General features: G+C 70.6%; 16 protein-coding genes and 1 pseudogene. 6 read left to right on the top strand and 11 right to left on the bottom strand.

Annotation, left to right across the window (positions count from 1 at the left end; translation table 11 throughout):
• Positions 1–115 precede the first annotated feature (115 nt).
• Positions 116–1,378: a serine hydrolase domain-containing protein gene (locus tag ACSDR0_RS26915; RefSeq protein WP_435291664.1), complete on the top strand. Its 1,263-nt coding sequence runs from the start codon at positions 116–118 to the stop codon at positions 1,376–1,378.
• A 169-nt stretch (positions 1,379–1,547) separates the two neighbouring features.
• On the opposite strand, the gene ACSDR0_RS26910 is transcribed toward ACSDR0_RS26915, so the two are convergent.
• Both ACSDR0_RS26910 and ACSDR0_RS26905 read right to left on the bottom strand, forming a co-directional pair.
• Entirely contained in the window at positions 1,548–2,363 is an 816-nt protein-coding gene (locus ACSDR0_RS26910; protein ID WP_435291663.1) for an MBL fold metallo-hydrolase, read from the bottom strand.
• A 211-nt stretch (positions 2,364–2,574) separates the two neighbouring features.
• The gene (locus ACSDR0_RS26905) at positions 2,575–3,117 is read right to left on the bottom strand and encodes an ATP-binding protein (protein WP_435291662.1); all 543 of its coding nucleotides are present in this window, start codon (positions 3,115–3,117) and stop codon (positions 2,575–2,577) included.
• A gap of 237 nt (positions 3,118–3,354) precedes the next feature.
• Between ACSDR0_RS26905 and ACSDR0_RS26900 the strand changes: the two genes are divergently transcribed.
• The 3 genes from ACSDR0_RS26900 to ACSDR0_RS26890 are packed head-to-tail and all read left to right on the top strand — an operon-like array spanning position 3,355 to position 6,699.
• The gene (locus ACSDR0_RS26900) at positions 3,355–4,731 is read left to right on the top strand and encodes a helix-turn-helix domain-containing protein (RefSeq protein WP_435291661.1); all 1,377 of its coding nucleotides are present in this window, start codon (positions 3,355–3,357) and stop codon (positions 4,729–4,731) included.
• 4 nt (positions 4,732–4,735) lie between these two features.
• Positions 4,736–6,103 carry an AAA family ATPase gene (locus tag ACSDR0_RS26895; protein WP_435291660.1) on the top strand — a complete coding sequence of 456 codons (1,368 nt, stop codon included), beginning with the start codon at positions 4,736–4,738 and terminating at the stop codon, positions 6,101–6,103.
• A complete protein-coding gene (locus ACSDR0_RS26890; protein ID WP_435291659.1) occupies positions 6,100–6,699 on the top strand; it encodes a DUF4276 family protein in 600 nt (199 codons plus the stop codon). The genes ACSDR0_RS26895 and ACSDR0_RS26890 overlap by 4 nt, the downstream gene beginning before the upstream one ends.
• 42 nt (positions 6,700–6,741) lie before the next feature.
• Here the strand turns inward: ACSDR0_RS26890 and ACSDR0_RS26885 are convergent, their stop codons facing one another.
• The gene (locus tag ACSDR0_RS26885) at positions 6,742–8,355 is read right to left on the bottom strand and encodes an amidohydrolase (RefSeq protein ID WP_435291658.1); all 1,614 of its coding nucleotides are present in this window, start codon (positions 8,353–8,355) and stop codon (positions 6,742–6,744) included.
• A 135-nt stretch (positions 8,356–8,490) separates the two neighbouring features.
• Positions 8,491–9,891, bottom strand: coding sequence for an NAD(P)/FAD-dependent oxidoreductase (locus ACSDR0_RS26880; RefSeq protein WP_435291657.1), 1,401 nt, complete (start codon positions 9,889–9,891; stop codon positions 8,491–8,493).
• 177 nt (positions 9,892–10,068) lie between these two features.
• Here ACSDR0_RS26880 and ACSDR0_RS26875 point away from each other — a divergent pair, with 177 nt between their 5' ends.
• A complete protein-coding gene (locus tag ACSDR0_RS26875) occupies positions 10,069–11,100 on the top strand; it encodes a GNAT family N-acetyltransferase (RefSeq protein WP_435291656.1) in 1,032 nt (343 codons plus the stop codon).
• 382 nt (positions 11,101–11,482) lie between these two features.
• Here the strand turns inward: ACSDR0_RS26875 and ACSDR0_RS26870 are convergent.
• Positions 11,483–12,037: pseudogene (locus ACSDR0_RS26870) on the bottom strand (Clp protease N-terminal domain-containing protein); the annotation flags it as partial.
• Positions 12,038–12,236: 199 nt separating this feature from the next.
• Here ACSDR0_RS26870 and add point away from each other — a divergent pair.
• Positions 12,237–13,271 carry an adenosine deaminase gene (gene add, locus ACSDR0_RS26865; RefSeq protein WP_435291655.1) on the top strand — a complete coding sequence of 345 codons (1,035 nt, stop codon included), beginning with the start codon at positions 12,237–12,239 and terminating at the stop codon, positions 13,269–13,271.
• Positions 13,272–13,307: 36 nt separating this feature from the next.
• On the opposite strand, the gene ACSDR0_RS26860 is transcribed toward add, so the two are convergent.
• The 6 genes from ACSDR0_RS26860 to zwf form a co-directional block, all read right to left on the bottom strand.
• Positions 13,308–13,808, bottom strand: coding sequence for a GNAT family N-acetyltransferase (locus ACSDR0_RS26860; protein ID WP_435291654.1), 501 nt, complete (start codon positions 13,806–13,808; stop codon positions 13,308–13,310).
• Positions 13,805–14,077: a DUF1778 domain-containing protein gene (locus tag ACSDR0_RS26855; RefSeq protein WP_362836641.1), complete on the bottom strand. Its 273-nt coding sequence runs from the start codon at positions 14,075–14,077 to the stop codon at positions 13,805–13,807. Before ACSDR0_RS26855 ends, ACSDR0_RS26860 begins: the two co-directional genes overlap by 4 nt.
• 270 nt (positions 14,078–14,347) lie before the next feature.
• Positions 14,348–14,512 (bottom strand): hypothetical protein, encoded by a 165-nt coding sequence (locus ACSDR0_RS26850; RefSeq protein WP_435291653.1) that lies wholly within the window; start codon positions 14,510–14,512, stop codon positions 14,348–14,350.
• Between the two features lie 147 nt (positions 14,513–14,659).
• Positions 14,660–15,433 (bottom strand): 6-phosphogluconolactonase, encoded by a 774-nt coding sequence (pgl, locus tag ACSDR0_RS26845; protein ID WP_435291652.1) that lies wholly within the window; start codon positions 15,431–15,433, stop codon positions 14,660–14,662.
• 60 nt (positions 15,434–15,493) lie between these two features.
• Complete coding sequence (locus ACSDR0_RS26840) at positions 15,494–16,405, bottom strand: glucose-6-phosphate dehydrogenase assembly protein OpcA (RefSeq protein ID WP_435291651.1); 912 nt, start codon at positions 16,403–16,405, stop codon at positions 15,494–15,496.
• Positions 16,406–18,097 (bottom strand): glucose-6-phosphate dehydrogenase, encoded by a 1,692-nt coding sequence (gene zwf / locus ACSDR0_RS26835; protein WP_435291650.1) that lies wholly within the window; start codon positions 18,095–18,097, stop codon positions 16,406–16,408. It lies immediately after the preceding gene.
• Positions 18,098–18,100 lie beyond the last annotated feature (3 nt).

The following is an 18,100-nucleotide window of genomic DNA, read 5'->3' as shown; positions in this document are numbered from 1 at the left end:
GAGAGAGGTGGGCAGACCACGCTGGCGTGACGCGCATCCGTGCACCCAGGAAGATCCGTAATATATGGGTTTTCCTGATACGTACGTGATGCGGGGGTCACCAGTGACGACAAGCATGACCGGGCTCACACGCCGCCGGCTTCTCCAGGCGGGTATGGGGGCCGTACCCGCCCTCGCCCTGGGCGCGGGGCCCGCGCGGGCGGCGGGGGAGCCGCTCGTCAGCGGGGTCGTCCCGGCGGCGCTGAAGGGTTTCGACGACGTGATGAAGAAGTACGTCACCGAGCGCCAGATCGGCTGCGCGCAGCTCGCGGTCGCGCGGAACGGCAAGATCCTGCTGGCGCGCGGGTACGGGACGTACTCGGTGCGTAACGCCCAGGGCACGCCGGTCCTCGCGCGCGTGCAGCCGACCTCGCTGTTCCGCGTCGCCAGCCTGAGCAAGCACATCACCTCCGCCGCGATCATGCGGCTGGTCCAGGACGGCAAGCTCGGCCTCTCGGCCCCGGTCACCACCCTGCTCGGGCTCTCGGGGGCGGCCGACCCCCGGCTGGCCGAGGTGACCGTGCTGAGGCTCATGCAGCACCTGGGCGGCTGGGACAGCGCGGTCTCCAGGGACCGGCTCTGGCTGGACCACACGATCTCGGCCGCGCTCGGCGTGCCGCTGCCGGTCGGCCACGCGGACATCATCCGCTATTCCACGGCTCGTCCCCTCGACTTCGACCCCGGCTCCAAGATGGTCTACAGCAACTACGGGTACGCGCTGCTCGGGCGGATCATCGAGAAGGTCTCCGGTACGAGCTACGAGTCGTACGTCAAGCAGAGGCTCCTCGCGCCCGCCGGGGTCACCCGGATGCGGCTCGGACGCAGCCTGCGGGCGGAGTCGCCGACGAGTGAGGTGAACTACGTCTCGAAGTTCACCAACAAGTCCGTCGTGGACGGCTCCGGCGCCGTCGTGCCGTACCCCTACGGCGGTTTCAACATGCCCAACCAGGACGCCAACGGCGGCTGGATCGCCTCGGCGGTCGATATGGTGAAGTTCGCCACGGTCTTCGACGCCGCCGGTCCGGTCCTGAACGCCGCCTCGATCGCCAAACTGTTCGCGAAGCCGGAGACCGGCGTCAACTCCGGCGGGGCCTGGTACGGCGGCGGCTGGTGGATCCGTACCTCGGGCAGCGGCGTCAACACCTGGCACACGGGCTCGATGCCCGGCACGTTCGCCTTCCTGGCCCGGTTGAGCGGCGGAATCTCCTACTGCGCCACGTTCAACCGCCGTGAGGAGGAGGGGTCGCCCGACTTCGACGTGATCGACCCGCTCCTCGGCCAGGCGGCGCGCGCGGTGACCTCGTGGCCGACGGCCGACCTCACCTCGAAGTACTTCTGAGCCGGGGCTTCGAGGTTCCCGGGATCTCCCCGGGTGAGAGGCCGGGATCCCTTCCCGGTTTCTCACCCGGGGCTCCGCTCCGGCCCCTCGCGCGGGGGTTTCATTCCGGTGCCCGCTGCGAGGAGCCCGTCTCACCGGCGGGAGTGTGTTTTAGCGTGAGGAGTCCGTCTCACCGGCGGGAGTCGTCCAGGGCGAAGGACAGGTAGCGGTCGGCGGAGCGGCGGACGGCCTCGGCGCCGCCGGTGTGCACGATCCGCTTCCACCAGCCGCCGTAGACGCGTTCGAAGGGGTACGGCTCCAGCAGCGACAGGGCGCGGCGGATCGTGCCTGGGCGCTCCGGGATGAGGTTGGGGTAGCTGTACATGAAGCTGACCCAGCGGCGGTCCTGGACCACCTGGAGGATGTCGCCGGAGAACAGGGCGCCCCGGCCCTCCTCGCCGTCGCGCCAGTGCATGACCTGGCCGCCGTCGAAGTGGACGCCCGCGTTGATCAGCGTCAGCCCCTCGCGGATCTCGTGGGTGTCGCCCTCCCAGAACACGACGGAGTCGTCGGGGCGGCCCACCCAGTCACGGTCGGCCGCGTGGATGTGGATCGGCGCGTCGAAGGCGTGCGCCCACTCCACCATCGAGCCGTAGAAGTGCGGGTGACTGATCGCGATGGCGTCGATCCCGCCGAGCTCGGTGATCTGCCTGACCAACTCGTCGTCGAGGTGGGTGACCATGTCCCACAGCACGTTGCCGCCGGGCGTGCGGACCAGCAGCGCCCGCTGCCCGATGGCCGTGGCGGGGTCGGTGCCGACCCCGACCACCCCGGTGCCCTCCTCGGCGACCAGCGCCCTGTGCCCGGTCGCGCGCAGCTCGTTCAGGGAGGTCCAGCGCTGCCCCTCCCAGCCGACGTACTGCCGCTCGTCCTCGCAGATCGGGCAGCTCTCCCGGGGGCCGGCGTACTGGACCCCGCAGGTGACGCAGATGGGCAGATCGTTCACGGAATCTCCTCGGGTCGCGTTCGTCTCCCACCATAAGATCGCCGCGCCCGCCGGGGCGGCGGGGGGCGTGAGGACGCCGGGACCGCCAGCCACGCCCCTGCCGGGTTTCCCGTCCCGGAGCGGTTCCGGACGGCGCGGGTGGAACCGAGGGGTCACGGTTCCCGGAGGAGACGGGCCGAGCGGCGGCCCAGGTGCAGCAGTGGCGGGCAGGTCAGGCGGGTGCCCCAGCGGGTGGGGAGGGTGAAGGCGACCGCCTTGGCCGGTGCGCCGGTGGTGAAGATCGTCGTGGGATAGCCCAGTGTCCCCGAGAGAGCTCCCGGACCAGCGGCAGGCCACGGCCGCTCTCCGCGAGCGGGTCCGGCGCGGCCTGCGGACGGGAGTGGTCGAGGACCGCGGGGATCCAGCCCAGGTCGGGGTCGCCGTCGACGAGCTCGCACCACGCGGGGACGCCCGCCAGGCTGAAGACGCGGATCTCGTACGGCGGACGGGCGTGCCGTTCGCAGTTGGCGGCGAGCTCGGCCGCGATCGCCTCGGTGTCGGCGACGTCGTCGCCGGGCAGGCCCTCGGCCAGCAGCACCTCGCGCACGACGACGCGGGCCCGGCGGGAGGCCGAGCCTGGACGCAGGACGGCCACCAGCATGCCGATCTCGCCGAGGGCCTCCTCCGGGGCTCCCACGCCGGTGACGATGATCTCCCGGCGGGAAGTGCTCGGGACGCCGGGCGGGTCCGCCGGGCCGGGGAAGGTTGGCCACATGTGCGCGCTCCATCGCTCTCGGTGACTGTTCCAGCAGGAAACGGCACGGGATGGGCGGCGGCCAGGTTCCGGCGTGGACGTTGCGATGCCCCGCGCGGGGTGCGTGGGGGAGCCGTCGCTGTCGCACGCCGTCTGGATCACCCTGTCGGCTGGTCGTTTCCTGGTCGTTTCCGTCGGCGGGCGAGCCGCGCGAGCCGCGTTCGTCGACAATGGGTCGATGATTCGTCGCTCCGGGTGATGGAGGTTGCCGTGGGTGGTGAGGGACGTCCGGAGCTGGTGCGGGCTCGCCGGCGGATGGGCATGAGCCAGGACGAGATCGCGGCGGCGCTGTGGGTGTCGGCGACGACGTGGAGCCGGTGGGAGCGGGGGCGTCAGGAGATCCGGCCGGTCTACCGGGCGCGGATGGCCGAGGTGTTCGGGGTGGACCCGACCGAGGTCGAACGGTGGATCGAGGGCACTGCTCCGGTCGATACGGAAGCCTGGCTGGTGCCGGACTTCAGCGACCTGTCCCTCGGGGCTACCGTCGAGGCGGCCGGACGACTGTGGAGGTGCGATGTGGACCCGGAACGGCGACACGTGCTGGCCGCGCTGCCGTTCGTCCCGGCGGCACTGGGCGGATGGCTGTCGGAGTGGAGCTACGGCGCCCCCAACATCTCAGCGGCCTACCAGGGCTCCGGTACGGCGGTGGGGCTGTCGGACGTCCGGCGGATCGTCGAGGCGCGGCAGGCGTTCGGGGAGATGGATCACCGTTTCGGGGCGGGGATGATACGCCCGGCGGTTGTGGACTACCTGCACAGCACGGTGGCTCCGATGCTGCGTGGCCGTTATGACGACAAGGTCGGGGCCGCGCTGATGACGGCGGCGGCGGCGATGACTCAGATGGCAGGCTGGACGGCCTTTGATCTCGGCCGCCATGGGCAGGCTCAGCACTACTTCGGTCAGGCACTCAAACTGGCGAAAACCGGTGGCGACGCGTTGACGGGCGCGTGGGTGCTGACCAGTCTGACCCAGCAGGCGATATACCTGAAGCACACTTCCCAGGCGGTGTGGCTCGCCCGTGCCGCGGTGGACGCGGCCCGCCGGGCGCAGGCGCCGCCCCAGGTCATGGGGTTGCTGTTGGTCAGGGAAGCGTGGGCAACCGCCCTGCAGGCGATGCCGTCCGAGAGCCGGGACGCACACCAGGCGAAGCGAGTCGAAGAGCTGCTCGCCGAAGCCGAACGGGTGTATGCCCAAGGAGGTACCGACCGTGATCCGGCGTGGATCGCATGGCACGACGAACCGGAGCTGGCCTCGGAGACAGGGCTCTGCTGGGAGCTGCTCGGCAAGTATGAGCGGGCAGCCGATCACGCGGAGCTGGCGATACGCGAGTTCATGGAGAAGCGTCCCCGTTCTGCCCAGATCAACCGGGTGAACGCCGCCGAGGCGTACCTTGGCATGGGTGAGGTGGAACAGGCCGTCGACTCGGCGCGGGCCGCGATCCCGATCGCCAGGTCGCTGACGTCCGTGCGCTCGGTCGAACGCATCAGGAAGTTCTCCGACCGCCTTGAGCCGTACGGGACGACTATTCAGGTTCGGGAGTTCCGCGCCTACCTTGACAGCGAACTCGCCTCTTGAGGAGATGCTCTCCGATCCCACGCGCAGCGCCACCTGGAGGTCCGGGGGTCCCCGGAACCGGACCGCCTTTCCGATCTCCGGACCGGTCGAACCGCTATCGTGGTGGCGCCGGTTTCCTGGTGGAACGCGGGTAGGCGCCGGTCACGGCCGCCGCCACAGGACAGCTCGACATGGCGGGGGTGTGATGGGGCGGGCCGTACCGTTTCTGCGACGCGTGAAGGTGGAGAACTACAAAAGCATCGCGTCGTGCGATGTCACCTTCACGCCACTCCTGGTCCTGGTCGGCCCCAACGCGGCGGGGAAGAGCAATTTCCTTGACGTGCTCAGGTTCGTGGCGGACGCGCTGGAGACGACGCCCGCCGACGCCCTGGTGAGGCGCGGTGGCCTGGACGAGGTGAGCCGACGAGGCCAGACGGACACGAAGGCTTTCGGCGTCTTGCTGGAGTTCGTGATCCAGCCGGACGACGAGCCGTTGTCGGTCACGTACAGCTTCACCATCGGCCGGGACCCCGCCGGTCGCCGTCCGCTCCTGGTGCTGGGAGAGCAGTGCTTCGTCCGTAACACCCAGCCGCAGTCGAGTTTCAAAGAAATCAGCTTCGTCATGACCCATGGCTTCTTCAACCAGGCAGGTGACGGTGGTATCGAGCCGGACCGGCTCTATCTCCCGCTGGCCGCCACCCAGGGCGTTTTCAGTGAGGTCTACCGCAGCCTGCGCCGCATGCTCTTCTACCACCTGGACGCGGGCCTGATGCGGCAGGTTCAGTCCAGGTCCGCCGGGACCACGCTGGATGACGCCGGAAGGCGGCTGGGGTCGGTGCTCGGGGCCCTCGCACAGCGGTATCCGGCGTTCAAGGCGCGGATCGACGACTACATGGGCGCCATCGTTCCCGGGGCCGTGGGGATCGATCAGCGGCTCCTGGACACCTACTCCACCGTTGAGCTCTTTATGCGTACCCGTCACGTGGATCGAGGGCTGGTGTTCGGTCCCGACGCCATGTCCGAGGGGACGCTGCGCGCGGCGGGGCTGCTGGCCGCGCTGTTCCAGCCCGCCGTACTCGAAGGCGAGGCGACCCTGCTGGGAATCGAGGAACCGGAGACGTCGCTGCACCCGGCGGCCGCCGGGGTGTTGTTCGACGCGTTGAACGAGGCGAGCGAGCACGTCCAGCTGGTGGTCACCACGCAGAGCGCGGACCTGCTCGACCGCGACGACTTCGATCCGGCGTCCGTACGCGTCGTGACCATGACGGATGGGCTCACGACGATCGGTGAGATCGACGACGTGAGCCGTCGCCTCGTCGGCGACCAGCGTGCCACCATCGGAGAGCTGATGCGCGGCAACCAGCTCCGGCCCGGCACCGGGGAGGTCGAATGACCGGGGCGGTCACCATCGCCGCCATCGTCGAGGGGGAGGGAGAGGTCGCCGCGCTTCCGGTCCTGCTCCGCAGGATCGCGGAGGAACTCTCGGTCTGGGCGATACGGATCCCGACACCGCGCAGGGTTCCGCGTTCCAAGCTGGTCGCTCCGGGAGGGGTCGAGAGCGCCGTACTCCAGGCCTCCTACCAGGTCGACGGACGAGGCGGGATCCTGCTGCTGATCGACGCCGATGACGACTGCCCCGCGACGACCGGTCCCGCGCTCCTGGAGCGGGCCCGGCTGGCACGCGGCGACCGGGAGGTCTCGACGGTCCTCGACAACCGGGAGTTCGAGGCGTGGTTCCTCGCCGCCGCCACGTCGCTCGCGGGTCGGCGAGGGCTGGCGGAACCCCTCGAACCACCCGCCGACCCCGAGGGGCCCCGCGATGCGAAGGGATGGCTGTCGGCTCGTAAGACCGACGGCACCTCCTACCGTCCAACGGCTGACCAGGCGGCCCTGACCGCGATTTTCGACATGGCGCTGGCGCGCAAGAACGCGCCCTCCTTCGACAAGTTCTGGCGCGATGTCGAACGCTTGATACGGGGTGGCCTGTAAGCGGGCGTACAGCGGACGGCAGAAGGCGGCCGAGCCCTCGGGTCAGCGGCGGTAGACCTCCTGGCCGTCGACGAAGGTCATGGCGACCTCGGTGCGCCAGATGTCGGCGGCGGGTTCGGTGAACGGGTCGCGGTCCAGGACGACCAGGTCGGCGCGGTTGCCGGGGACGATGGTGCCCGCGTCGTCGTCGTGGTTGATCCGGGCCGAGCCCGCGGTGTAGGCCGTCAGCGCGGTGGCCAGGGTCAGGCTCTGGCCAGGCAGGAACGGGGTCTGCGCCGTCGGGTAGTTCGCGTGCATCGAGCCGCCGGGTTCGGTGCGGTTGACGGCCACGTGCATGCCCTGGATCGGGTCGGCGCCGGAGACCGGCCAGTCGCTGCCCGCGCAGAACAGGGTGCCGTTGCGCAGCAGGTCGGCGAACGGGTACTGCCAGGCGGAACGCTCCTCGCCCAGGAAGGGGAGGGTCAGCTCGTCCATCTGGGCGTGGTGGGTGGCCCAGAGCGGTTGCAGGTTGGCGGTCACGCCGAGCCTGGCGAAGCGCGGCACGTCGGACGGCTCGATGATCTGCAGGTGCGCGATGTGGTGCCGGTTGGCCGGGTCGGTTCCCTCGAAGCTGTCCAGTGCCTCGCGGACGGCCCGCTCGCCGATGGCGTGGAAGTGCACCTGGAAGCCGTGCCGGTCCAGCTCGGCGACGTACTCCTTCAGCAGCGAGGGGTCGACGTACGACAGGCCGGTGCCGCCGCAGCGGCAGTAGGGCTCGATCACCGCGGCGGTGAAGTTCTCGGTGATGCCGTCCTGCATGATCTTCACCGAGCCGGCGCGGAACCGCTCCAGGCCCTCGGCCGACCGGCGCCGTTCCAGCAGTTCGGGGATCTGCTCGGCGCCGCGCGCCCGGTCCCACCACAGCGCGCCCACGACGCGGGCCCGCAGCGCGCCGGAGGCCGCCGCCGAGACGTACGTGGGCAGCTGGTCGTCGTAGCCCGCGTAGGAGCCGACGATGGCGTCCTGCCAGCCGGTGACGCCGAGGGAGAACAGGTGGTCCTGGGCGTCCATCAGCGCGTTGTGCAGATCCTCGGCCGTGGGGCGGGGAGTGAGCAGGCCGACCAGGTCCATCGCGCCCTCGTGCAGCACGCCGCTCGGCGTGCCGTCGGCGTCGCGCTCGATCCTGCCGTCGGCGGGGTCGGGGGTGTCGCGGGTGATCCCGGCCACCTCCAGGGCCCGGCTGTTGACCCAGGCGGCGTGGTGGTCGCGCTGGATCAGGTAGACCGGGCGGTCGACGAAGTCGAGCTGGGAGCGGTGCGGCAGGCCGCCGGGGAAGGCCGACATGTCCCAGCCGCCGCCGTCGATCCACTCGTGGCCGGGGTGGGAGCCGGCGTAGGCGGCGATCCGCTCCACATACTCCGGCAGGCCGTAGACCTCGGCCAGATCGCACCTGCTGCGCTCCAGACCCGCCTGCACGGGGTGGATGTGCGCGTCGGTGAACCCGGGGGTCAGCAGCCCGCCGTCCAGGTCGACGGTCTCGTGGCCGGGGGCGGCCAGCCGGACGACGTCGGCCTCCGTGCCCACGGCGGCGACGCGGCCGTCACGGACCAGCACGGCCTCGGCGAAGGTGTCGGCGGCGAGGAAGACCCTGCCGCCGCGGAAGAGGATGTCGTTCACTCGGTTCCCACTCGGGGGTCGGGCGGGCAGGTCATGGCTCTCCTCGGCGTCGGTGCTCTCGGCGTTACCTGGATTCTCGGCGTTCTCGGGGGGTTCGGATACGGCGATGCTCTCAGAGTCCGGTGACGCGCCGGTTCAGCGTCCGGTGATGGAGTCGGCGACGCGGGCCAGCACCGAGGTGCGGCCGAGCCCCGCCTTCTCCCTGGCGTCCGCCCGGCGGTAGAGGTCGTACATGGTGTGCACGCCGATCCACCGCAGCGGTTCCACCTCCCAGCCTCGCACCTTACGGTCCACCCAGGGGAGGGATGTCAGCTCCGTGTTCTCGCGCAGGATCAGGTCGCGCAGGGTACGGCCGGCGAGGTTGGTCGTGGTGACCCCGTGGCCGGTGTAGCCGCCCGCCCAGCCGATGCCGGTGGTGTGGTCGACGTGCACGGTGGCGCACCAGTCGCGGGGCACGCCGAGCACCCCGGACCAGGCGTGCGCCACGTGAGAGGCCCTGAGCGCGGGGAACATCCCGGTCAGCAGCTCCCAGAGCGCCTCGATCGTCCACTCGTGGGTGTGGCCCCGGTCGTCCACGCGGGATCCGTACAGGTAGGGCTTGCCGCGCCCGCCGAACGCGATCCGGCCGTCGGCGGTGCGCTGGGCGTACATGTAGTAGTGCGCCATGTCGCCGAGCAGCTCGTGGCCCTCCCAGCCGATCTCGTCCCACAGCGCGCCCAGCGGCTCGGTGACGATCATCGAGCTGTTCATCGGCAGCCACGTCCGGTGATACTGCTTCAGCTCGGAGGTGAAGCCCTCGGTGGCGCGGATGACGTATTCGGCGCGGACGGTGCCGTGCGGCGTGCGGGCCTCGCGCGGGGCGATCTCGGTGACCGGGGTGCGCTCAAAGATCTCCACCCCGAGGTTCCGCACGGTCTCGGCCAGGCCCCTGGCCAGCTTGGCGGGCTGGATCCTGGCGCAGTGCGGGCTCCAGATCGCGCTGACCGCGCCGTCCACCCGCAGGCGCTCCTCCCGCTCGACGGGGTCGAGCAGCCGCACGTCCTCCTCGGTCCAGCCCCAGTGGCGCTCGTGGGCGAGCAGCTGATGCAGTCTCCGGTCCTGGGCGGCGTTGGTGGCGACCGTGGTGACGCCGCCCTTGACGATGTCGGCGTCGATCTTCTCGTCCTCGGCGACGGCGACGACCTCGTCGATCGTCTCGAACATCACCCGCTGCAGCCGCCTGGCCGCGTCCGCGCCGTGCGTCCTGGCGTAGCGTTCGGGGGTGCCCGCCAGCTCGCCGACCAGCCAGCCGCCGTTGCGCCCGGAGGCGCCGTACCCGGCGAACTCCTTCTCCAGTACGACGATCCGCAGGCCCGGGCTCGCCTTCTTCAGGTAGTAGGCGGTCCACAGGCCCGTGTATCCGGCGCCGACGATGGCCACGTCGGCGTCGAGGTCGCCGTCGAGGGGGGCTCCGGGCAAGGGGATGCCGAGGGAGCGATACCAGAAGGAGACGTCTCCGTTGACGAAGTCCCCAGCCAGGGGAACGCGCGTGCTCATGGCCTCATATCCTGCTGTATCCGTCTACCGGAGTGCACCTTTCAACGGAAACCGTTGTACAAACGCCGTCCTGCCGCGTAATGAGTGATCTTCCAAGACGTAACGATGGGCTCACTCATGTGTAGCAGTCCCGTAACAGTGTCAGGCAAGGCTATCCCCAACAGAGGGAGCATTCTGATGGGGTTTCTGAGGATTCGTACGACCGTTGACGAGAGGCCGGGGCGGCTCGCCTCGCTGGCCGCCGCGCTCGCCGCCAAGGGCGGCAACATCCTGGGCCTGAGCGTGCAGACCGACGTGGACGGCACGGTCGACGAGTTCGTCACGGACATCCCCGCCGGGGCCGAGGCGGTACGCGAGGCGCTGGAGGCCGCCGGGGGACGCCGGGTCCAGGTCGTCACCGCCACCGCCCACGAGCTGACCGACGAGCCCACCCGCATCCTGTTGCTCGCCTCCCGGCTGCGCATGACGCCCTGGCGCCTGCCGGAGCTGCTGGGAGAGCTGCTGCGCGCCGACGACTCCCGCTGGGTCTACGGTTCGGAGATGAGCGATCTTCCGGACCCGACCCTGCTGACCGTGCCCGTGGCCGCGCGCCGCGCGATCAGGGTCCGCCGGGCCGAGCTGCCGTTCACCCTGACCGAGGCCGCCCGCGCGGCCTCCTTCGTACGCCTGGCGCAGCCCCCCGTCGAGCAGGCCGGAGGCGACCGCGACATCACGCTCTCCGACGGTGTGGAGGTCAACGTCCGCCCGCTCACCCGCCTCTACCGCGAGGCCGTCCGCGACCTGCACGACCGCTGCTCGCCCGAGGCCCGCAGGTTCCGCTACTTCACCTCGATGCCGGTGCTGCCGCCGAAGGTCTTCGACCGGCTCTGCGACCGCACCCGGGGCCACTCGATCGTCGCCGGGCACGACGGCCAGGTCGTCGGGCTCGCCAACCTGATGTTCACTCCGGATCCCGGCATCGCCGAGATGGCGTTTCTGATCGAGGACCGCTGGCAGAGCAGGGGGCTGGGGACGGCCCTGGCCGGGATGCTCGTCCGTCAGGCCCGCGACCTGGGCTTCGCCGAGGTCAGGGCGACCCTGCTGTCCGACAACGTCCGCATGCGCAGGCTCCTGGTCTCGCTCGGCGCGACCCTGAGCTATACCGAGGACCCCGGCGTGGTGGAGGCCAGGCTGGCCGTGGGCGCGATGGCGACGGCATCCCCGCGCTGACCCGTCTCGTGGCCTTCCCGTTTCGAGATCGCTCAGGGATCCCGAAGCGGGGAGGTCGCGTTCTTCGGCGGTCGTTCGTGTTGATCCGCGTTCCCGCGGGGGCGGACCGCGGGCCTCGAAGGAGCGTCCTTTCCGCGCCAGGGGCCGGGACGCGCTCCGAGGTCCTGAACGCGTCGCCGGGAGGCGGGGCCACCGGCTCCGGGGCGCCTCAGGAGGCCTGTCCCTCCTGAGGGCCGGCCTCCGGGGCGCGGGGCGGGCCGGCCGTGTCGTCGTCGCGAGGCGTCGTGGCGGTGTCGTCCCGGCGCGCGTCGTCGTCCCGGGGCGTGGTGCCGCCGGGGGAGGCGTCGTCCCGGGGCGCGGCGGTGTCGTCGCGGGAGGCGTCGATGGCGTCCAGCCTGCGCTCGATCCGGGCCAGGCTCTCCTGGATGCGATCCAGCCTGGCGGAGAGCGTCGCCCCCATGAGGTGGAAGCCCTCCTCCGCCGTCGCCGCGCGATCGGGGTTACGTCGCCCGAGCAGCGCGATCACCTGGGCGCGTACGGCCTCCAGGCGCGCACCCTGCCCGGTCAGCACCTGGGCGGCCACGCCCTCGCCCTCGCGGAGCAGGCCGAGCAGGATGTGCTCGGTGCCGATGTAGGTGTGGTGCAGGCCGAGTGCCTCGCGCAGGGACAGTTCGAGCACCTTCTTGGCGCGCGGGGTGAACGGGATGTGGCTGCCGGGGACCTCGTCGCCCCTGCCGATGATCTCCTCCACGTCGTTCCTGACGCGCTCACCGCCGATGCCGAAGGCCCGCAGGGCGCGACCGGCGACGCCGTCCTCCTCGAGGATCAGGCCGAGCAGGATGTGCTCGGTGCCGATGTGGTTGTGGCTGAGTCTGCGAGCCTCCTCCTGGGCCAGGACCACGACGCGGCGGGCACGGTCGGTGAAGCGCTCGAACACTGGAAGCCTCCGTGAAGGGTGTCGAGGTGCTTGCCCCCACTATGCGTCAGACGGCCGGTGAGCGGGAGGACATCTCCCGGGCAATTCCCGTCCCGTTCGCTGGGGTCACCCTCTCCTGCCCGATGGAAACTTACATTTTAGTGTTAGTTTCATGGTAAAAGTCTTTCGGGTGCGGGGGTGACGTGCGTAAGGTCCCCGCATGACGATCGACACCTTCATCGACGCCCTTCCCAAGGTCGAGCTCCACGTCCACCTGGTCGGCTCCGCCTCGGTCCCCACCGTGCTGGAGCTCGCCCGCCGCCACCCCGACGGCGGCGTCCCCACGGACGAGGAGGAGCTGCGCGCCTTCTACAGGTTCACCGACTTCCCGCACTTCGCCCGCATCTACCAGGCGGTCAACGCCCTGGTCCGCGAGCCGGAGGACGTGGCGACCCTGGTTCTCGGCCTGGCCGCCGACCTCGCCCGGCAGAACGGCCGCTACGTCGAGCTGACCGTCACGCCGTACGCCCACCACGTCGTCGGCATGCCGATGCGCGAGGTCACCGAGGCGCTCGACCTGGCCGCCCGGCGCTCCCTCGAGGAGCACGGCGTGCGGATGGCGTACGTGTTCGACATCCCCGGCGAGTACGGCGCCGAGGCGGCCCGGATCACCCTGGACCACGCGCTCCGGGAACCTCCCCACACGCTGGTAGGTTTCGGGCTGGCCGGTATCGAGCAGGAACGCCCGAAATATCGTGACGTCTTCGCGGACGCCTTCCGTGCCGCCACCGCCGCCGGGCTGCGCAGCCTGCCGCACGCGGGGGAGATGACCGGCCCCGAGACCATCTGGGAGGCCCTCGACCTTCTGGGCGCCGAGCGGATCGGCCACGGCACCTCCTGCATGGACGACCCCCGCCTGGTCGCCCACCTGCGCGAGACCCGGATCCCCCTGGAGGTCTGCCCCACCTCCAACGTCTGCACCGGCCAGGTCGCCCGCGTCGAGGACCACCCCCTGCCCCGCATGATCGAGGAGGGCCTGTTCGTCACCCTCAACAGCGACGACCCGCCCATGTTCGCCACCACCCTGAGCCGCGAGTATCGCGTCGCCGCCCACCACCTGGGCCTGGACCGCGAGACCCTCACCACCCTGGCCCGCAACGCCGTCGAGGCCTCGTCCATGGACCCGGCGGGCAAGAAGGAGATCCGCGCCGAGATCGACGCCGTCGCCGCCCAGCACCCCGAGACGGCCTCCTGACCCGCCCGGGCTCTCGCGCACCGCGGGTTTCGGAGGTCAGGAAGCGGAAAGCGCGGCCCGCGCCGTGGCCATCTTCATCACCAGCCGGTGGGAGTCGTTCTTGACCGGGGTGAACCCGTGAGAGGCGTAGAAGTCGGCGGCACGGCCGTCGATCGCGTCGACCACGATGACACGGCCCCCCGCCGTTTCCGAGGCAGACACGATCTTGGAAATCGCGTTCACCAGCAGATCCGCGCCGAGGCCCTGGCCGTGGAGGCGGCGGTCGAGGGCGAGCCTCGCCAGGAGGTAGCCGGGCACGATGCTCACCCCGCCGGAGAGCGAGCCACCGACCTCCGCTCGCCGTACCTCGGTGGGGGTGACAGAGAAATACGCGACGACTCGGTGGGAGTCAGGGGCGGACCATACGTAGGTGCGTGCCGTGTCCGATCGCTGAGCGCGAAGCGCCATCCTGACCAGCCATTCGTTCATGACCGGGACCGAGCAGTCGAAGGCGCTGAGATCGTGCTCCTCGTGGAGGGGTCGCGATCGCCAGGTCACGTCGATTCGTGATAGCGGCGCTGTCGCTGCGCGGCCCTGCGGAGCGCAGGCGCCTCGTCGGGCTCGTCCAGCGACGCGAGCAACTCGTCGAACTGCTCGGCGGGCATCAGCGTGACATCGGGCCGGGCGAGCACCCGGCTGGCCTCCGCGCGGGCCGCGCGGAGGACGAACGAGGAGATCGACTCTCCCAAGGCCTGCGCGGCCTGCACGATGAGCCCTTCGGTCGCGGCGTCCGCGCGCATCTCGATGCGGTGTGTCTTGGCGGTCATCACCATCACCTCCACCTCCTCTCCATCGTACGGTGTTTGTACGGCAGACCTCCTGCCGCGATCTACCGTAGCGGTAACGGTTTGATCGCACACCGTAATCGCGCCGGGTGGCTGGAGGTCACCTCTGGCCGGGGGCAGGTTGAGCTGGGCCAGGCCGCCCTGGAACTCGGTGACCCACTCGCCGGTCTCCCTCCCGCCGTTCCCGAGTCTCAGGCCCTCTGCCGGATCGGTGAGAAACTCGCTCACCTTCCTGAACTCGGCGGGAAGGGTTCATCCGGCCAGGTCGCCCGAGGCCACCACCAGGTCGGGCCGCATGCCGTGCTCCGCCTGGAGCCGGGTGATGTCGTCCGGCAGCCGTGCCGCCGGCGAGGAGTATTCGCGATCTCCGGCGGTGATGCCCTTCGCTCCGAACCGATGCTCCTTTCCAAACTGCATGTTCGAAATATGAAGAATCGTAATGGAGTGCCGACCGGTCATGATCTCTCCACGGATGCCGCTGTGGTCGCAATCATGGGACGGCCGTTGATATGAAAAATCCTCGCAAATGAGTTTCCATTTGCGAGGACTCTCAGCGAACCCGGTTCAGGGAGAGGAGATCCGGCCCAGGGAGGAGGGGATCTTGGAGGCGGCGGCCCTGTCCAGGAGGAAGAGGGTGCGCCGGCTGCCCCTGGCCCCGGCGGCGGGGACCTGCATCGTTCCCGAGTCCGACAGCGCCAGCCGTACCGCCCCCGCCTTCTCCTCGCCGGCGGCGATCACCCACACGTCGCGGGAGCCCTGGATCACCGGCAGCGTCAGCGAGATGCGGGTGGGCGGAGGCTTGGGCGAGCCGTGCACCGCCACCACCGGGCGGGTGTCGTACAGGGCGGGCAGGCCGGGGAACAGCGAGGCGATGTGGCCGTCAGGACCCATGCCCAGCATCGTGAGGTCGAACGACGGGGCCGGGCCGTGGTCCTCGGGGCGCGCGGCCCGGCGAAGCTCCTCGGCGTACGCCTCGGCCGACTCCTCGGCGGTCATGCCGGAGTCGGGGCCGCGCATCACATGGACCCGCTCGGGGTCGAGGTCGAGGTGGTCGAGCAGTGCCTTGCGGGCACCGGTCTCGTTGCGCTCGGCGTCACCGCCCGGCAGGAAACGCTCGTCGCCCCACCAGATGTCCACCTTGCGCCAGTCGACGGCGTCCCTGGCGGGGGAGGCGGCGATCTCGGCGAGGGTGGCGATGCCGACGGTCCCGCCGGTCAGGACCAGGTGGGCCGAGCCCTTGGCCGACTGGGCGTCGACGGCTCGGACGATCACCCGTGCGGCGACGGCCTTGGCGAGCACGTCGGCGTCGCGGTGGATGATCACAGTGGGAACGCTCATCGGTGCTTCTCTTTCGAAAGGAAACGGGTGCCCCGCGGCGGACCGCGGGGCACCTACGGCTCAGGACTTGTGGGTCCGGGCGAGTCGCTGGATCGCGGCCGCGTAGATCTCGTCGGGGTCCAGCCGCCGCAACTCCTCGGCGATCAGCTCCGACGTCGGGCGCCGGGTCAGGGCGACCCTGCGGTCCGGCTGGCCCGGACGCGACAGCATGGCCGTACGGCCGTCGCCCCGGGTGATGGTGATGTCGCCCTCGGCCGAGGACAGCTTGACCGCGGTCAGGCCGGGCCCGGCGGAGTCGGAGACCTTCACGGGGGCGCCGAGGCGCTCGCTGAGCCAGGCCGCCAGCAGCAGGGCGCTGGCATGGCCGGGCGCCGCCTCCACGATGCCCCGCTTGACCTTGCCCACCGGCTGGTCGAACGCGGCGGCCAGCAGGCTCCGCCACGTCGTCAGCCGGGTCCAGGCCAGGTCGGTGTCACCGGGCACGTAACCACGGGCCCTGCCGGTGATCGCCTTGACCGAGTCGGACGCCGGCCGCGCGTCGATGATGCGGCGCTGGGCCAGCGCGCCGATCGGATCCTTGGCCGGGACGTCGGGGCCGTCGGCGGGCCACCAGGCCACCACCGGGGTGTCGGTGAGCAGCAGCGGGCTGACCACCGAGTCGGCGTGCCTGGTCAGCTCCCCGTACAGGCGGAGCAGGATCACCTCGCCCGGGGTCGACTCGCCGAACCGGATCTCGGCGTCGAGCCGGTTCGGCTCCTCGGAGTCGCGGGGGATGACGACCAGGATCCGGGAGGGGTGCTCCCTGGCCGCCTCGGTCGTCGCCCGGACCGCGTCGTACTGGTCGCTCTCGTTGCAGACCACCACGAGGGTCAGCACCATGCCGACCGCCGGGGTGCCCATCTGGTGGCGCAGGTGGGTGAGCTGCGAGGAGATCTTCGAGGCGTTCGTGCCGCTGAGCATGAAGCTGGTCATCTACAGCCGCCTCCAGGCACGCCCGTCGCGGGCCATCATCTCGTCGGCCGAGGCCGGTCCCCACGTGCCCGCCGGATACTCCTCCGGCGAGCCCTGGGAGCTCCAGAAATCCTCGATCGGGTCGAGGATCTTCCACGACAGCTCGACCTCGCGCTGGTGCGGGAAGAGCGGCGGGTCGCCGATCAGCACGTCCAGCAGCAGCCGCTCGTAGGCCTCGGGAGAGGACTCCATGAACGACTCGCCGTAGGCGAAGTCCATCGAGACGTCCCTGACCTCCATCGCGGTGCCGGGCACCTTGGAGCCGAACCGCACCGTGATGCCCTCGTCGGGCTGCACCCGGATGACGAGGGCGTTCTGCCCCAGGATCTCGGTGTCGTCCTTGCTGAAGGGCAGGTGCGGCGCCCGCTGGAACACCACGGCGACCTCGGTCACCCGGCGGCCGAGCCGCTTGCCGGTGCGCAGGTAGAACGGCACCCCGGCCCAGCGCCGGTTGGCGATCTCCAGCTTGATGGCCGCGTAGGTCTCGGTGATCGAGTCGGGCGGGATGCCCTCCTCCTGCGTGTAGCCGATCACCGGCTCGCCACCCTGCCAGCCGGACCCGTAGCGGCCGCGCGCGGTGGCCTGCGACAGGTCCGCCGGCAGCCGCACCGCCTTGAGGACCTTCTCCTTCTCCCTGCGCAGCGAGTCGGCCCCGAACGACGTCGGATCCTCCATGCCGACCAGGGCCAGCAGCTGCAGCAGGTGGTTCTGGATCACGTCGCGGGCCGCGCCGATGCCGTCGTAGTAACCCGCCCGGCCGCCGATGCCGATGTCCTCGGCCATCGTGATCTGCACGTGGTCGACGTAACCCCGGTTCCAGATCGGCTCGAACAGGTTGTTGGCGAACCGCAGCGCCAGGATGTTCTGGACGGTCTCCTTGCCCAGGTAGTGGTCGATGCGGAACACCGAGCTCTCCGGGAAGACCGCGCTGGTGATCGCGTTGAGCTCCTGGGCGCTTTGCAGGTCGTGCCCGAAGGGCTTCTCGATCACCACCCGGCGCCAGGACCCGGCGGGGGCGTCGGCCAGGCCGGTCCGCTTCATCTGCTGTACCACGACCGGGAAGAACTTCGGCGGCACCGACAGGTAGAAGCCGTAGTTGCCGCCGGTGCCCCGGGTCTGGTCGATCTCCTTGAGCATCATCGCCAGCGCGTCGAACGCGCCGTCGTCGGTGAACTCACCCCGGCAGAAGAAGATGCCCTCCGACAGCTGCTTCCAGACCTCCTCGCGGAACGGCGTCCGCGCGTGCTCCTTGACGGCGTCGTGGGTCAGCTGCGCGAAGTCCTGGTCCTTCCAGTCGCGGCGGGCGAAGCCGACCAGGGAGAAGCCCGGGGGCAGCAGCCCGCGGTTCGCCAGGTCGTAGATCGCCGGCAGCAGCTTCTTGCGGGCCAGGTCGCCGGTCACGCCGAACAGCACCAGCACGCACGGCCCCGCCACGCGCGGCAGGCGCTTGTCGCGCGGGTCGCGCAGCGGGTTGGCGTCGATCAGGGCCTCGGTGATGCCGGTGGTCGCGGCGGCGGTGGCCGTGGTGGCCGTGGGCGTCACCTTTCCCCGCGTGCCCGCCGCCGAGGTGGCCGTCGTGCCCGCGACGGCCGCCGGGACACTCTCCTCGGCGTGCGTGGTCTCCCCGCTGTCCGGGGAGTTCTCCTTGCTCATGCG

The organism is Streptosporangium sp. G11 (genome assembly GCF_051192615.1).
Classification (GTDB): Bacteria; Actinomycetota; Actinomycetes; order Streptosporangiales; family Streptosporangiaceae; genus Streptosporangium.
The sequence above is the reverse complement of the archived record's forward strand: the minus strand, read 5'-3'. Positions and strand labels throughout refer to the sequence as shown.

Coding starts and splice junctions, on each gene's coding strand:
- ACSDR0_RS26915 (WP_435291664.1), top strand. CDS start 116: ATGACCGGGCTCACACGCCGCCGGCTTCTCCAGGCGGGTATGGGGGCC.
- ACSDR0_RS26905 (WP_435291662.1), bottom strand. CDS start 3,117: ATGTGGCCAACCTTCCCCGGCCCGGCGGACCCGCCCGGCGTCCCGAGC.
- ACSDR0_RS26900 (WP_435291661.1), top strand. CDS start 3,355: ATGGAGGTTGCCGTGGGTGGTGAGGGACGTCCGGAGCTGGTGCGGGCT.
- ACSDR0_RS26895 (WP_435291660.1), top strand. CDS start 4,736: ATGCTCTCCGATCCCACGCGCAGCGCCACCTGGAGGTCCGGGGGTCCC.
- ACSDR0_RS26890 (WP_435291659.1), top strand. CDS start 6,100: ATGACCGGGGCGGTCACCATCGCCGCCATCGTCGAGGGGGAGGGAGAG.
- ACSDR0_RS26880 (WP_435291657.1), bottom strand. CDS start 9,891: ATGAGCACGCGCGTTCCCCTGGCTGGGGACTTCGTCAACGGAGACGTC.
- ACSDR0_RS26875 (WP_435291656.1), top strand. CDS start 10,069: ATGGGGTTTCTGAGGATTCGTACGACCGTTGACGAGAGGCCGGGGCGG.
- add (WP_435291655.1), top strand. CDS start 12,237: ATGACGATCGACACCTTCATCGACGCCCTTCCCAAGGTCGAGCTCCAC.
- ACSDR0_RS26855 (WP_362836641.1), bottom strand. CDS start 14,077: ATGACCGCCAAGACACACCGCATCGAGATGCGCGCGGACGCCGCGACC.
- ACSDR0_RS26850 (WP_435291653.1), bottom strand. CDS start 14,512: ATGCAGTTTGGAAAGGAGCATCGGTTCGGAGCGAAGGGCATCACCGCC.
- pgl (WP_435291652.1), bottom strand. CDS start 15,433: ATGAGCGTTCCCACTGTGATCATCCACCGCGACGCCGACGTGCTCGCC.
- ACSDR0_RS26840 (WP_435291651.1), bottom strand. CDS start 16,405: ATGACCAGCTTCATGCTCAGCGGCACGAACGCCTCGAAGATCTCCTCG.
- zwf (WP_435291650.1), bottom strand. CDS start 18,097: ATGAGCAAGGAGAACTCCCCGGACAGCGGGGAGACCACGCACGCCGAG.